Below are 14,589 nucleotides of genomic sequence, written 5' to 3' on the forward strand. Positions count from 1 at the left end.
AGGTCCTTTTCACGAAAGGGAGTCAAATGCGCCAGGTCAGCCGCACGCCGAACTCGCGCGGCGGGCTGTAGACCACGACCTGGCCGTTGAGGTAGCCCACGGCGTCGTAGCGGCGGTTGGCGGCATTGCGCAGGTAGGCGGCGATTTCCCAGGACCCCTGGGCATAGCCGGCCGACAGGTTGAGCAGCCCGTAGCCGGGGCGGCGGTAGGCGTTGGCGGCGTCCAGGTAGACCTTGCCCGTGCCCTGCACGGCGGCCTGCGCCCACCAGCGGCCGGGCGCGTCGTAGCGCAGGGCCACATGGGCCGTCATGTCGGGCGCGAAGGGGTTGCGGTGGCCGTCGTAGACGGCGGCGCCGTCGCGGAAGCTGCCGAAGCGCGTGCGGTTCAGGCCCAGGGCGGTCTGCAGCTGCCAGCCGCCGCCGAACACATAGTCGAGCTCGAAGTCCGCACCCGTGGAGCGCGCCCGCGCCGCATTGGTGATGTAGACCACGCCCGGCAGGCCCATCTGCTGCACCTGCATGTCGCGCACCTGCTGGGTGTAGACCGAGGCCGCATAGCGCAGGCGCTGCCCCAGCAGCCGGCCCTTGGCGCCGATCTCCCAGGCGCGCACGGTCTCTGGCTCGTAGGCCGCATAGCCCATGGCCGGAGAGAACACGTTGAAGCCGCCCGCGCGCTGGCCTTCGCTGAGGCTGGTGTAGACCTGGCCCTGGGGCGACCACTGGTATTGCAGCGAGAGCTTGGGGCTCAAGCGCGTCCAGCTGTCGCTGCGGGCCGCTGCGCCTTGCGGCGCCAGTTCGACCCGGCTTCGCTCCACGCGCGCGCCGGCCGCCAGCGTCCAGCGCTCGGACAGCGGGACGGTCCAGTGCGTGAACAGCGCCGCCGTGCTGCCCTTGAGCCCGGCCGTGGGCCGCATCAGCGCGGCGGGCAGCTTTTGCTCGTAGCGCAGGTCATGGTCGTCGCGGTCCAGGTACAGGCCGGCCAGCCAGCGCGCGTTCCACAGGCCTGCGGCCTCGCCCTCCAGGCGCAGTTCCTGCGAGGTCGTGGCCAGGCGGTAGTCGCGCCGCACGTGGAGCAGGTCGGCGCGCTGGAAGTCCGTGTCCTGCAGCACGCGGTCGTCGAAGACATTGCGCGCGGTGATGGAGCGCAGCCGCAGGCCCGAGGCAAAGCGGTGCGAGACATCGAGCGACAGCGTCTGCCCGCGCGAGCGGTTCCAGCTGTCCGTGCCCGAGTTCACCGTGGCGCGCGGCGCGGCAATGCTGCCCCATTGCGCGGCGCCGTCGTCCCAGCGCTGCTGGGCGTAGCGCAGCGTGGCCTCGGTCTCGGCCGTGGGCGTCCAGCGCAGGGCCAGGCGGCCGCTGGCGCGCTCGCGGTCGTCCACGCGCGCTCCCGTCGCCTGCTGGCGTATGAAGCCGTCCTGCGCGCGCCACTCGCCCGACAGGCCGATGTAGAGCTGGCCCGGCACCAGGGCGCGGCCCAGCTCGAAGCTGCCCGCGCGCTGGCCGTGGTTGCCGGCCTCGGCGCTGATCGATGCATAGGGCGTGTCGCCGGGCTGGCGCGTGACGATGCTGACCACGCCCGCTTCGGCATTGCGGCCGTACAAGGTCGATTGCGGGCCGCGCAGCACCTCCACGCGGTCCACGCCCTGCAGGTTGTGCTCGAAGCCCTGGGCCATCAGCGTGGGCACACCATCGACCAGCAGCAGCGTGGACGAGGAGAACGACACGAAGTTGGCCGTCAGCCCGCGCATCACGGGCGGCTGCACGCCCGACTGGCCGAAGGCCTGGAACACAAAGCCCGGCACCTGTGCGGACAGCGCGTCCAGCCCGCGCACGCCGGCCGCCTCCAGCGCCGCGCCGTCGAAGACGGAGACGCTGGCGGGCACGGCGTCCAGGCTCTCGGCCTGCTTGTTCACCGTGACCGTGATCTCGGGCAGGGCGGCTTCGGGCGCCTGGCCCTGGGCCGCCACCGTGAAGGGGGCCAGGGCCAGCGCGGCCGGCCAGCGAAGGGGGAATGCCATGGTTTTCTCGTCCTCTCCAAAAGGGAATCTCGTTGGAGACCGATGCTAGGGAAGATGAGAATCGCTATCATTTGAAAACGTATGCGCGCCGGAGCATTTCCTATGCGAAGCGCGCATCCATTCCTCTCCCATGACCTCCCGCATCCCTTCCTCGCTTGCCTTGCCCCAGCCCTGTGCGCCGGGCTGGACGCGGCATGCCCTGCCCGCCGAGCTGGGCGACTGCCATGCGGAGCGCTTCACGCTGGGTGACGGCATCGTGCTGGCGCGCTCGCACTACTGCCCGCTGCGCGACCTGGTGGAGGACAGCGTGCAGGCCGATGCCTCGGACCAGGGCCGCACCCTGGTCATCACGCTGGGGCTGGCCGGCGAATCGGGCTTTGTGGCGCGTACGGGTGCGGCGCTGCGCTTCGGCGCGGGGCAGACCACGCTGGCAGCCTTTCGCGGCAGCCAGGGCGAGCGCCGCTATGCGGCAGGCCAGACCGTGCGCCAACTGCGCCTGCTGCTGTCGGGCGCGGCGCTGGACCGCTACCTGGGGGCCGAGCTTTCGCGGCGGCTGACCCAGGTGGACGGCGCGGCCGGTGTGCGGGCGCTGGACCACCGTGCCAGCCTGCCGGCCAGCCTGGCGCTGGCGCGGCGCCTGGCCCAGCCGCCCGGGCACCAGCCCACCGATGCGCTGGACCGCCACATCGCCATGCTGAGCCTGGCCGCGCTGGAGCTGCGGCACCTGGCGCCTGCGCCGCAGCCGGCCAAGGCGGCACTGCGCTGGTCGGCCGACGAGCTGTCCCGGCTGGAGCAGGCGCGCGAACTGCTGTCCACCCAGATGGACCGCGCGCTGACCCTGGCCTACCTGAGCGCCGCCGTGGGCCTGGGCGAGCACCGGCTCAAGCAGGGCTTTCGCGCCGTCTTCGGCACCACGCCCCAGGCCCTGCTGCTGGAGCTGCGCATGCGCCGCGCCTGGGCGTTGCTGGAGACCGGCTGCCAGGTCGCCCAGGCCGGCTGGCAGGTGGGCTATGTCCATCCGTCGAACTTCAGTGCGGCATTTGCGCGGTTCTACGGGCGCAGCCCGAAGTCCGTTTTTGGCCGCCGCTCCTGATCTGCGTCAAGCCTTTTTGTCCTCGATAGTTCTTTGGAACTAGGCCCGCCTGCGCGCTCCTAGTTCTTCCGCCTTGTCCGAGCGTACGGCTGGCGGATGTGCGGCGCGGCCCTCGCGCGGGACCATGGAAGCCATAGCCCCCACGAGGAAAACAAAATGGCAAACACAGCGCCCACCGCACAGGGCGACCCCCGAAAGAGCACCAGCACAGGCACACGCCACGACCGCCAGGCCTGGTCGGTCCTGGCCGTCAGCACCCTGGCCTTCACGGTCTGCTTCATGGTCTGGATGATGTTCGGCATCATCGGCATCCCCATCAAGAAGATGCTGGATCTGAACGCCACGCAGTTCGGCCTGCTCACGGCCATGCCCGTGCTCACGGGCTCGCTGGTGCGCGTGCCGCTGGGCATCTGGACCGACCGCTTCGGCGGGCGCATCGTGATGGCGGTGCTGATGGCCGTCACCGTGCCCGCGATCTGGGTGATGGGCTATGCCACCGAGTACTGGCACTTCCTGACCATCGGCCTGTTCGTGGGCCTGGCGGGCGGCTCGTTCTCGGTGGGCACGCCCTATGTGGCGCGCTGGTTTCCCAAGGAGCGCCAGGGCATGGCCATGGGCATCTATGGCGCGGGCAACTCGGGTGCGGCGGTCAACAAGTTCGTGGCGCCGGTGATCCTGGTGGCCTTCGGCTGGGCCGCCGTGCCGCATGCCTATGCGGCCATCATGCTGGGCGCGCTGGTGCTGTTCTGGCTGTTCAGCCACAGCGACCCGGCCCACCTGGTGCCCAGCAATGTGCGCTTCAGCGACCAGTTGAAGGCGCTCAAGGACCCGCGCGTGCTCAAGTACTGCCAGTACTACAGCATCGTCTTCGGCGGCTATGTGGCGCTGAGCCTGTGGATGGTGCAGTACTACGTGGGCGAGTACGGCCTGGACATCCGCGTGGCGGCCCTGCTGGCGGCCTGCTTTTCGCTGCCGGGCGGCGTGCTGCGCGCCATCGGCGGCTGGCTGTCGGACAAGTACGGCGCACACAGCGTGACCTGGTGGGTGCTGTGGGTGTGCTGGATCTGCCTGTTCCTGCTGTCCTATCCGCAGACCGATTTCACGGTGCTCACCACCGAGGGCAGCACCCGCTTTCACCTGGGCCTGAACGTCTATGCCTTCACCGCGCTGATGTTCGTGCTGGGCATTGCCATGGCCTTCGGCAAGGCCAGCGTCTTCAAGTACATCAGCGACGACTACCCCGGAAACATCGGCGCCATCAGCGGCATCGTGGGCCTGGCCGGCGGCATGGGCGGCTTCATCCTGCCCATCCTGTTCGGCGTGCTGCTGGACTGGACGGGCATCCGCTCCAGCGCCTTCATGCTGCTGTACGGCGTGGTCTGGGTGTCGCTGATCTGGATGTATTTCACCGAGGTGCGCCGCACCGACGTGCTCAACAGCCACGGCGGCCACAGCGATGTGCAGCCGGCCGCGCGCTGAACCGCAGGAGTTGCACATGCATGCGAACACCAAGACCGCCGCAAAGGCATCCGCGCGCAGCCGCCCCGGCAGCGTGCTGACCCTCTGGCGCCCCGAGGACAGGCAGTTCTGGGAGCGCGAGGGCGAGGCCATCGCCAGGATCAACCTCTGGATCTCGGTGCCCGCCCTGTTCCTGGCCTTTGCCATCTGGCAGGTCTGGAGCGTGGTGGCCGTGAACCTGCCCGCGCTGGGCTTCACCTACTCCACCAACCAGCTGTTCTGGCTGGCAGCCGCGCCCGCGCTGTCGGGCGCCACGCTGCGCATCTTCTATTCCTTCATGGTGCCGCTGATGGGCGGGCGCCGCTGGACGGCGCTGTCCACGGCCTCGCTGCTGATCCCGGCCATCGGCATCGGCTACGCCGTGCAGGATGCCAGCACCGGCTATCCGACCATGCTGATCCTGGCCCTGCTGTGCGGCCTGGGCGGGGGCAACTTCAGCTCCAGCATGGCCAACATCAGCTTCTTCTTTCCCAAGGAGCGCAAGGGCTCGGCCCTGGGCGTGAACGCGGGCCTGGGCAACCTGGGCGTGTCGGTGGTGCAGTTCCTGAGCCCGCTGGTGATCACGGCCGGCATCTTCGGCGTCTTCGGCGGCGATGCGCAGACCATCACCAAGGCCGGCGAGACCACCCGGGTGTGGGCGCAGAACGCCGCCTTCATCTGGGTGCCGTGGATCGCCATCGCCTCGCTGGCCGCCTGGTTCGGCATGAACGACATCGCCGACGCCAAGGCCAGCTTCGCGGCCCAGGCCGCCATCTTCCGGCGCAAGCACAACTGGGTGATGTGCCTGCTGTACCTGGGCACCTTCGGCTCGTTCATCGGCTTTGCCGCCGGCTTTCCGCTGCTGATCAAGAGCCAGTTCCCGGCGGTCAATCCGCTGGCCTATGCCTGGCTGGGCCCGCTGCTGGGCGCGCTGTCGCGGCCCTTTGGCGGCTGGCTGGCCGACAAGGCGGGCGGCGCGCGCGTGACGTTCTGGAACTTCCTCGTCATGGCCGTGGCCGTGGTGGGCGTGCTGTATTTCCTGCCCAAGGGCAGCGGCGGCTACGCGCTGGGCTTCGGCCCTGCCGAGGGCAGCTTCATGGGCTTCTTTCTGATGTTCCTGGTGCTGTTCCTGACCACGGGCATCGGCAACGGATCGACCTTCAGCATGATCCCGGCGATTTTCCTGGCGCTCAAGCAGCGCGAGCTCGGCGCCCATCCCAGCGAGCAAGCGCAGGCCCATGCCCTCAAGGAGGGCAATACCGAAGGCGCGGCCGCCCTGGGCTTTGCGGGCGCGCTGGGAGCCTACGGCGGCTTCTTCATCCCCAAGAGCTACGGCAGCTCCATCGCCGCCACGGGCGGGCCCGAGCTGGCGCTGTGGGTGTTTGCCGCCTTCTATGTGCTGTGCGTGGGCGTGACCTGGTGGTACTACGCGCGCAGGAACGCCGAGATGCCCTGCTGAGCCCCGGGCCGCAGGCACTACTGCACCGAACAGCAACGCACCGCAACGAACAACAAGGAGTCCCGCGATGAGCCATTTTCTGGACAAGCTTTCCTACTTCTCCCTGCCCCGGCAGGAATTCTCCAACGGCCATGGCCAGGTGACGGGCGAGGACCGCACCTGGGAAGACGCCTACCGCGACCGCTGGGCTCATGACAAGGTGGTGCGCTCCACGCACGGCGTGAACTGCACGGGCTCGTGCTCGTGGAAGATCTACGTCAAGGGCGGCATCGTGACCTGGGAGACCCAGCAGACCGACTACCCGCGCACGCGCGCCGACCTGCCCAACCACGAGCCGCGCGGCTGCGCGCGCGGCGCCAGCTACAGCTGGTACCTGTACAGCGCCAACCGCGTCAAATACCCCATGGTGCGTGGCCGGCTGCTCAAGCACTGGCGTGCCGCACTGGCCGTGGCCAGGAGCCCGGTCGATGCCTGGGCCGCCATCGTCGAGAACGCGGATGCGCGCAGCGAGTGGCAGAAGCAGCGCGGCCTGGGCGGCTTCGTGCGCAGCAGCTGGGACGAGGTCAACCGCATGATCGCGGCGGCCAACGTCTACACCATCAAGAAGCACGGGCCGGACCGCATCATCGGCTTCTCGCCGATTCCGGCCATGTCCATGATCTCGTATGCCGCAGGCAGCCGCTACCTGAGCCTGATCGGCGGCGTGTGCATGAGCTTCTACGACTGGTACTGCGACCTGCCGCCGGCCAGCCCCCAGACCTGGGGCGAGCAGACCGACGTGCCAGAGAGCGCCGACTGGTACAACTCCAACTTCATCATTGCCTGGGGCTCCAACGTGCCCCAGACGCGTACCCCCGACGCCCACTTCTTCACCGAGGTCCGCTACAAGGGCGCCAAGGTCGTGGCCGTCACGCCCGACTACTCCGAGGTCGCCAAGCTGGCCGACCTGTGGATGCACCCCAAGCAGGGCACGGATGCCGCCGTGGCCATGGCCATGGGCCACGTCATCCTCAAGGAGTTCTACTTCGGCGAGCGCGGCCGCCCGGCCTATTTCGAGGACTATGCGCGCCGCTACACCGACCTGCCGCTGCTGATCCGCCTCAAGCGCCAGCAACTGCCCGACGGCCGCACGGCCCTGGTGCCCGAGCGCTATGTGCGCGCCAGCGACTTCGACGGCCACCTGGGCCAGGACAGCAACCCCGAATGGAAGACCGTGGCCTACGGCGAGGACGGCGGCGTGGCCCTGCCCAACGGCTCCATCGGCTTTCGCTGGGGCGAGGCCGGCCGCGCCGACGAGGGCCTGTGGAACCTCGAATCCAAGGAGGCGCGCACGGGCAATGACGTGCAGCTCAAGCTCTCGGTGCTGGACGGCCAGGGCGTGGACAGTGAAGTGGCCGACGTGGCCTTCCCCTACTTCGGCGGCCTGCAGTCGCCGGGGTTCGACGCCAACGAGCAGGGCACGGATGTGCTGCTGCGCCGCGTGCCCGTCTCGCGCATGGTGCTGGACGGCGAGGAGGCCATCGTGGCCACCGTGTTCGACCTGCTGGCGGGCAACTACGGCATCCACCGCGGCCTGGACGGCGAGGGCGCTGATGGCGGCTATGACGCCGATGCGCCCTACACCCCGGCCTGGCAGGAAAAGATCACCGGCGTGCCGCGTGACCAGGTGATCGCCATTGCGCGCCAGTTCGCCGACAACGCCGAGAAGACGCGCGGCAAGTCCATGGTCATCATCGGCGCGGCCATGAACCACTGGTACCACTGCGACATGAACTACCGCGGCATCATCAACATGCTGATGCTGTGCGGCTGCATCGGCCAGAGCGGCGGCGGCTGGGCGCACTACGTGGGCCAGGAAAAGCTGCGCCCGCAGACCGGCTGGACCGCGCTGGCCTTTGCGCTGGACTGGCTGCGCCCGCCGCGCCAGATGAACTCCACCAGCTTCTTCTACGCCCACACCGACCAGTGGCGCTACGAGAAGCTGGGCGTGGAAGAGGTGCTGTCCCCGCTGGCCGACCGCAGCCAGTACGGCGGCGCCATGATCGACTACAACGTGCGCGCCGAGCGCATGGGCTGGCTGCCCAGCGCACCGCAGCTGCAGGCCAACCCGCTGCAGCTGGTGCGCGACGCCCAGGCCCAGGGCCTGGACGTGAAGGACCACGTGGTGCAGTCCCTGCAGGACGGCTCGCTGTCCATGAGTTGCGAGGACCCCGACCACCCGGCCAACTGGCCGCGCAACATGTTCGTGTGGCGCTCCAACATCCTGGGCAGCTCGGGCAAGGGCCACGAGTACTTCCTCAAGCACCTGCTGGGCACCACCCATGGCGTGCAAGGAAAAGACCTGGGCCACGATGAAGCCAAGCCGCAGGAAGTGCGCTGGCACGACAAGGCGCCCGAAGGCAAGCTGGACCTGCTGGTCACGCTGGACTTCCGCATGAGCACCACCTGCCTGTACTCGGACATCGTCCTGCCCACGGCCACCTGGTACGAGAAGAACGACCTCAACACCAGCGACATGCACCCCTTCATCCACCCGCTGTCGGCGGCCGTGGACCCGGCCTGGCAGGCCAGGAGCGACTGGGAGATCTACAAGGGCTTCGCCAAGTCCTTCAGCGAGGTCTGCGTGGGCCACCTGGGCGTGGAAAAGGACGTGGTGCTCACGCCGCTGATGCACGACACCCCCGCCGAGCTGGCCCAGCCCGATGGCGTGCGCGACTGGAAGAAGGGCGATTGCGCCCTGATCCCCGGCAAGACCGCGCCGCAGATTGCGGTGGTCGAGCGCGACTATCCCAACCTCTACAAGCGCTTCACGGCCCTGGGCCCGCTGATGGACAGGCTGGGCAACGGCGGCAAGGGCATCGGCTGGAACACCGAGACCGAGGTGGAGCAACTGGGCGAGCTCAACGGCCTGGTGCGCGAGGAAGGCGTGAGCCAGGGCCGCCCGCGCATCGTCACCGACATCGACGCCACCGAGGTGGTGATGATGCTGGCGCCCGAGACCAACGGCCACGTGGCCGTCAAGGCCTGGGAGGCGCTGTCGAAGCAGACGGGGCGCGAGCACGCCCACCTGGCCCTGCACCGCGAGGACGAGAAGATCCGCTTTCGCGACATCCAGGCCCAGCCGCGCAAGATCATCAGCTCGCCCACCTGGTCGGGCCTGGAAAGCGAGAAGGTCAGCTACAACGCCTGCTACACCAACGTGCATGAGCTGATCCCATGGCGCACCCTTACCGGCCGCCAGCAGTTCTACCAGGACCATCCGTGGATGCGCGACTTCGGCGAAGGCTTCGTCAGCTACCGCCCGCCCGTGCACATGAAGGCGCTGCAGGAAGTGCAGGGCCAAAAGCCCAACGGCTACCCCGAGATCGCGCTGAACTTCATCACGCCGCACCAGAAGTGGGGCATCCACTCCACCTATGGCGACAACCTGATGATGCTCACGCTGGCGCGTGGCGGCCCCATCGTCTGGCTCAGCGAGGACGACGCCAAGAGCGCCGGCATCGCCGACAACGACTGGGTGGAGCTGTACAACGCCAACGGCGCCATCGCGGCGCGGGCCGTGGTCAGCCAGCGCGTCAAGCCGGGCATGGTGATGATGTACCACGCGCAGGAGAAGACCATCAACACGCCGGGCTCGGAGATCACCGGCACGCGCGGCGGCATCCACAACTCGGTCACGCGCATCGTGCTCAAGCCCACCCACATGATCGGCGGCTACGCGCAGTACAGCTACGGCTTCAACTACTACGGAACCATCGGCACCAACCGCGACGAGTTCGTCCTGGTCCGAAAGATGCGCCGCATCGACTGGCTGGATGACGAAGCTCCGGCCGGCGCAGCCGCCCATGCCTGAACAACAAGGAGAAACACGATGAAAATCCGCGCACAGATCGGCATGGTGCTGAACCTGGACAAGTGCATCGGCTGCCACACCTGCTCCGTCACCTGCAAGAACGTCTGGACCAGCCGCCCGGGCGTCGAATACGCCTGGTTCAACAACGTCGAGACCAAGCCCGGCATCGGCTACCCGCGCGAGTGGGAAAACCAGGCCAAGTGGAACGGCGGCTGGATGCGCCGCACGGACGGCTCCATCGCGCCCCGCCAGGGTGGCAAGTGGAGCCTGTTGATGCGCATCTTCGCCAACCCCAACCTGCCCCAGATCGACGACTACTACGAACCCTTCACCTACGACTACGAGCACCTGCAGTCGGCCAGGGAAAGCAAGGCCGCGCCCACGGCGCGCGCGCGCAGCCTGATCTCGGGCCAGCGCATGGAGAAGATCGAATGGGGTCCGAACTGGGAGGAAATCCTGGGCGGCGAATTCAGCAAGCGCAGCCATGACGTGAACTTCGAGCAGATCCAGAAGGACATCTACGGCCAGTTCGAGAACACCTTCATGATGTACCTGCCGCGCCTGTGCGAGCACTGCCTGAACCCGGCCTGCGTGGCGTCCTGCCCCTCGGGCTCGATCTACAAGCGCGAGGAGGACGGCATCGTCCTCATCGACCAGGACAAGTGCCGCGGCTGGCGCATGTGCGTCTCCGGCTGCCCCTACAAGAAGATCTACTACAACTGGCAAAGCGGCAAGGCCGAAAAATGCATCTTCTGCTACCCGCGCATCGAGGCCGGCCAGCCCACCGTCTGCTCCGAAACCTGCGTGGGCCGCATCCGCTACCTGGGCGTGCTGCTGTACGACGCCGACCGCATCGAGGAAGCAGCCAGCGTGGAGCGCGACCGCGACCTCTACCAGGCGCAGCTGGACATCTTCCTGGACCCCAATGACCCCGAGGTCATCCGCCAGGCCCGCATCGACGGCATCCCCGACGCCTGGATCGAGGCCGCACAGTCCAGCCCCGTCTACAAGATGGCCGTGGACTGGAAGGTGGCCCTGCCGCTGCACCCCGAGTACCGCACCCTGCCCATGGTCTGGTATGTGCCGCCGCTGTCGCCCATCACCTCGGCGGCGAACGCCGGGCATCTCGACAGTGTCGGCCGCAGCCCCATCAATGGCGACCTGCCCGATGTCTCGCAGCTGCGCATCCCCGTGCAGTACCTGGCCAACCTGCTCACCGCCGGCGACACCACGCCCGTGGTGCGCGCGCTGGAGCGCATGCTGGCCATGCGCGCGTACCAGCGCAGCAAGCACGTGGACCAGGAACAGAACCTGGCCGTGCTCCAGTACGCGGGACTGACGGTGCACGAGGTCGAGGACATGTACCAGACCATGGCGATCGCCAACTACGAGGACCGCTTCGTCATCCCCTCGGCCCACCGCGAATACGCCGAAAGCGCGTTCGATTTGCGCGGCGGCTGCGGCTTCTCGTTCGGCAACGGCTGCTCCGACGGCAGCACCGACGCCAGCCTGTTCGGCGGCAAGAAGCCGCGCACCATCCCCATCCGCGCGCAAATGTGAGGACTGCCGCCATGTTCAATCACAACACCTCCACCCCCGTGCGCCTGACGCTGCGCGCGCTGGCCTGCCTCATCGGCTACCCGGGCGCCGAGCTGCGCGCCCTGCTGCCGGGCCTGATCGACGCCCTGCGCCTGGAGCAATCCGTGGCGCCCGCGCGGCTGCGCGAGTTGCAGCAGCTGGCCGAGCAGCTGCAGTCCATGGACCCCTTCGAGGCCGAGGCCCGCTACGTGGACACCTTCGACCGGGGCCACCAGACCTCGCTGCACCTGTTCGAGCATGTGCACGGCGACTCGGCCGACCGGGGCCCGGCGCTGATCGACCTGCAGCAGACCTACGAGCGCGCGGGCCTGGCCTTCGAGGCCGACGAACTGCCCGACCACCTGGCCGTGGTGCTGGAGTTCGCCTCCACCCAGCCGCCGGCCATCGCCCGTGAATTCCTGGGCGAGATGGCCCACATCCTCAACGCCCTGTTCACGGCGCTGGTGCGGCGCGACAGCCCCTACGCCAGCGTGATCGCGGCCGTGCTGGAGATCACCGGCCACAGGGCCGAGCGCGTGGAAATCCGCCCCGAGCCCGCGATGGACGAGGCCTGGGCCGAACCCGCCGCCTTCGACGGCTGCAGCAGCCAGGGCAAATCCCGCCCCGGCGCCGAGCAGCCTGTGCATTTCGTGCGCCGCACGGCGGCGCCCCAAGCCCAAGGACCCCGCCAAAGGAGCCTGACATGACCCCCTCCTGGATAGACCACCTGCTCTTCGGCCTCTACCCCTACATCTGCCTGGCCGTGTTCTTCATCGGCAGCTGGCTGCGCTTCGACCGCGACCAGTACACCTGGAAGAGCGATTCATCGCAGCTGCTGCGCAGCGGCAGCCTGCGCTGGGGCAGCAACCTGTTCCACATCGGCGTGCTGTTCCTGTTCTTCGGCCACACCGTGGGCATGCTCACGCCGCACTTCGTCTACGAGCCCTTCATGGCCGCAGGCGCCAAGCAGCTGCTGGCCATGGTCAGCGGCGGCATCGCGGGCACGCTGGGCTTCATCGGCCTCACCATCTTGCTGCACCGCCGGCTGTCGGACGTGCGCATCCGCGTCAACTCCAGGTTCAGCGACATCGCCATCCTCTGGCTGCTGTGGCTGCAGCTGCTGCTGGGTCTGGCCACCATCCCGCTGTCTGCAAAGCACATGGACGGCTCCATGATGATGGCCCTGGCCGAATGGGCGCAGCGCATCGTCACCTTCCGTGGCGGCGCGGCCGAACTGCTGGCCGAGGCCGGCTGGGTGTTCAAGGCCCACATGTTCCTGGGCATGAGCATCTTCCTGGTCTTCCCCTTCACGCGCCTGGTCCATGTCTGGAGCGGCTTCGGCACCCTGGTCTACCTGCTGCGCCCCTACCAGCTGGTGCGCTCGCGCCGCCTGGGCCTGCCCGCATCGTCGGCACGCCGTGACGCCAAGCCCGGCCATTGAGGAGATCGACATGGAACATGGATGCAACGGATCGGGCGGCGGCCACTGCGGCTGCGCGTCTTCAACCCCTTCTTCTGCTACTTCTTCTGCCCCGATGGGGGATCTCCCGGCGATTCCCGAAGTGCCCGCCTTCCAGCCCGTGGGCGAGGCCGGGGCCGAGGTGGCCCGCATCAACAACACGCCGCTGCACGCACCCGGACAGCGCCCGCCCGAGCGCGAACTGCGCCAGCGCGCCTGCACCGAGCTGCTGCGCCAGGCGGCCCAGCGCGAAGGCCTGCTGGGCGCCGATGATGCGGCCGGCGACGACGGCGTCATCAGCGAGCGCGCCTCCCAGGCCATAGAACAGCTGCTGGAGCAATCGCTGCACCTGCCCGAGCCCGGCGAGGACGCCTGCCGCCGCCACTTCGATGCCAACCCCGCGCGCTTCGCCCAGGGCGAGCGCGTGCGCCTGCGCCACGTGCTGTTTGCCGTCACGCCCGGCGTGGACGTGCGCGCCCTCACCCAGCGGGCCGAGGCTCTGCTGATCGAGCTGCGCTGCGCCGACGACGGCGGCCTGCGCTTTGCCGAGGCCGCGCGCCAATGGTCCAACTGCCCCAGCGGCCAGCACGGCGGCGAACTGGGCTGGCTGGGCCGCAGCGACTGCGCACCCGAATTCGCGCGCGATGTCTTTGCCTCCCAGGAAATCGGCGTGCTGCCGCGCCTGGTGCACAGCCGCTTCGGCCTGCATGTGGTTGAGGTCTGCGCGCGCGAGGCGGGCGTTCTGCCCGACTGGCAGCAGGCGCGCCCGGCCGTCGCCCAGGCCCTGCACCAGCAGACCTGGGTGAGCGCGCTCCACCAGTACCTGCAACTGCTGGCCGGCCAGTCCGAAGTGGTGGGCGTGCGCATCGCTGCGGCCGACTCGCCGCTGGTGCAATAACGGGGGAAGTGCCCATGCCCGACGACGAACTGCTGCTGCGCCTGCGGCGCTTCCACGAGCACGCCTTCCCGCAGTACCGCGCGCAGTTCCGCACCCTGGTCGAAGAGGGCCAGCACCCGACCACGCTGTTCATCGGCTGCTCGGACTCGCGCCTCGTGCCCTACCTGCTCACGGGGGCACCGCCGGGCGAGCTGTTCCTGGTGCGCAACGTGGGCGCCTTCGTGCCGCCGTACGACGGATCGCACGGCCACCACGGCACGGCGGCGGCCATCGAATTCGCCGTGCTCAACCTGCAGGTCAGCCGCATCGTGGTCTGCGGCCACAGCCACTGCGGGGCCATCAAGGCCCTGTATGGAGAAGTCTCGCCCGAGGCGCGCAACCTGCAGCGCTGGCTGGACCTGGGCCGCGAGGCCGTGCTGCCCGTGCAGGCCGGCCCCGAGGCGCTGCGCCGCACCGAGCAGCGCGCCGTCGTGCTGCAGCTCGAACGGCTGATGGACTATCCCATGGTGCGATCGCGGGTAGAGGCCGGGCAGCTCAGCCTGCACGGATGGCACTATGTCATCGAAGACGGCGAAGTCCATGTCTTCGATGTCCAGACCGGCCGCTTTGTTGCGGCATCTCAAGCTCCGCACAGCGGCACCGGGCCGTACCCGCCCTACGTGGAGCATGATGGACAAGTGCTTGTCGACTGAGGCCCGAGCAAGTGCCAGGGACGGCGGCAGGCAAGTCAACACG

10 protein-coding genes are annotated in these 14,589 nt (G+C 68.6%); 9 read left to right on the forward strand and 1 reads right to left on the reverse strand.

Annotation, left to right across the window (positions count from 1 at the left end; genetic code table 11):
* Positions 1 to 22: 22 nt before the first annotated feature.
* Positions 23 to 2,017 (reverse strand): TonB-dependent receptor, encoded by a 1,995-nt coding sequence (locus DA1_RS03260; RefSeq protein WP_034390030.1) that lies wholly within the window; start codon positions 2,015 to 2,017, stop codon positions 23 to 25.
* A 130-nt stretch (positions 2,018 to 2,147) separates the two neighbouring features.
* Between DA1_RS03260 and DA1_RS03265 the strand changes: the two genes are divergently transcribed.
* From DA1_RS03265 to DA1_RS03305, 9 genes are all read left to right on the forward strand, one after another.
* Positions 2,148 to 3,110: a helix-turn-helix transcriptional regulator gene (locus DA1_RS03265; protein ID WP_034390032.1), complete on the forward strand. Its 963-nt coding sequence runs from the start codon at positions 2,148 to 2,150 to the stop codon at positions 3,108 to 3,110.
* Between the two features lie 156 nt (positions 3,111 to 3,266).
* A complete protein-coding gene (locus DA1_RS31160) occupies positions 3,267 to 4,589 on the forward strand; it encodes an MFS transporter (RefSeq protein ID WP_012203038.1) in 1,323 nt (440 codons plus the stop codon).
* A gap of 16 nt (positions 4,590 to 4,605) precedes the next feature.
* Positions 4,606 to 6,066 carry an MFS transporter gene (locus DA1_RS31165; RefSeq protein ID WP_012203039.1) on the forward strand — a complete coding sequence of 487 codons (1,461 nt, stop codon included), beginning with the start codon at positions 4,606 to 4,608 and terminating at the stop codon, positions 6,064 to 6,066.
* A 67-nt stretch (positions 6,067 to 6,133) separates the two neighbouring features.
* Positions 6,134 to 9,919, forward strand: coding sequence for a nitrate reductase subunit alpha (locus tag DA1_RS03280; RefSeq protein WP_034390034.1), 3,786 nt, complete (start codon positions 6,134 to 6,136; stop codon positions 9,917 to 9,919).
* 18 nt (positions 9,920 to 9,937) lie between these two features.
* Positions 9,938 to 11,479: a nitrate reductase subunit beta gene (gene narH, locus DA1_RS03285; protein ID WP_034363529.1), complete on the forward strand. Its 1,542-nt coding sequence runs from the start codon at positions 9,938 to 9,940 to the stop codon at positions 11,477 to 11,479.
* Positions 11,480 to 11,490: 11 nt separating this feature from the next.
* A complete protein-coding gene (gene narJ / locus DA1_RS03290; protein WP_034390036.1) occupies positions 11,491 to 12,204 on the forward strand; it encodes a nitrate reductase molybdenum cofactor assembly chaperone in 714 nt (237 codons plus the stop codon).
* Positions 12,201 to 12,938, forward strand: a complete 738-nt coding sequence (gene narI / locus DA1_RS03295; RefSeq protein WP_034390038.1) for a respiratory nitrate reductase subunit gamma — start codon at positions 12,201 to 12,203, stop codon at positions 12,936 to 12,938. Before narJ ends, narI begins: the two co-directional genes overlap by 4 nt.
* 94 nt (positions 12,939 to 13,032) lie before the next feature.
* Positions 13,033 to 13,854 carry a peptidylprolyl isomerase gene (locus DA1_RS03300; RefSeq protein WP_017405246.1) on the forward strand — a complete coding sequence of 274 codons (822 nt, stop codon included), beginning with the start codon at positions 13,033 to 13,035 and terminating at the stop codon, positions 13,852 to 13,854.
* Positions 13,855 to 13,868: 14 nt separating this feature from the next.
* Positions 13,869 to 14,546, forward strand: a complete 678-nt coding sequence (locus DA1_RS03305; protein WP_034390039.1) for a carbonic anhydrase — start codon at positions 13,869 to 13,871, stop codon at positions 14,544 to 14,546.
* Positions 14,547 to 14,589: the final 43 nt, after the last annotated feature.

The sequence above is a fragment of the Delftia acidovorans NBRC 14950 genome (genome assembly GCF_001598795.1).
GTDB lineage: Bacteria > Pseudomonadota > Gammaproteobacteria > Burkholderiales > Burkholderiaceae_C > Comamonas > Comamonas acidovorans.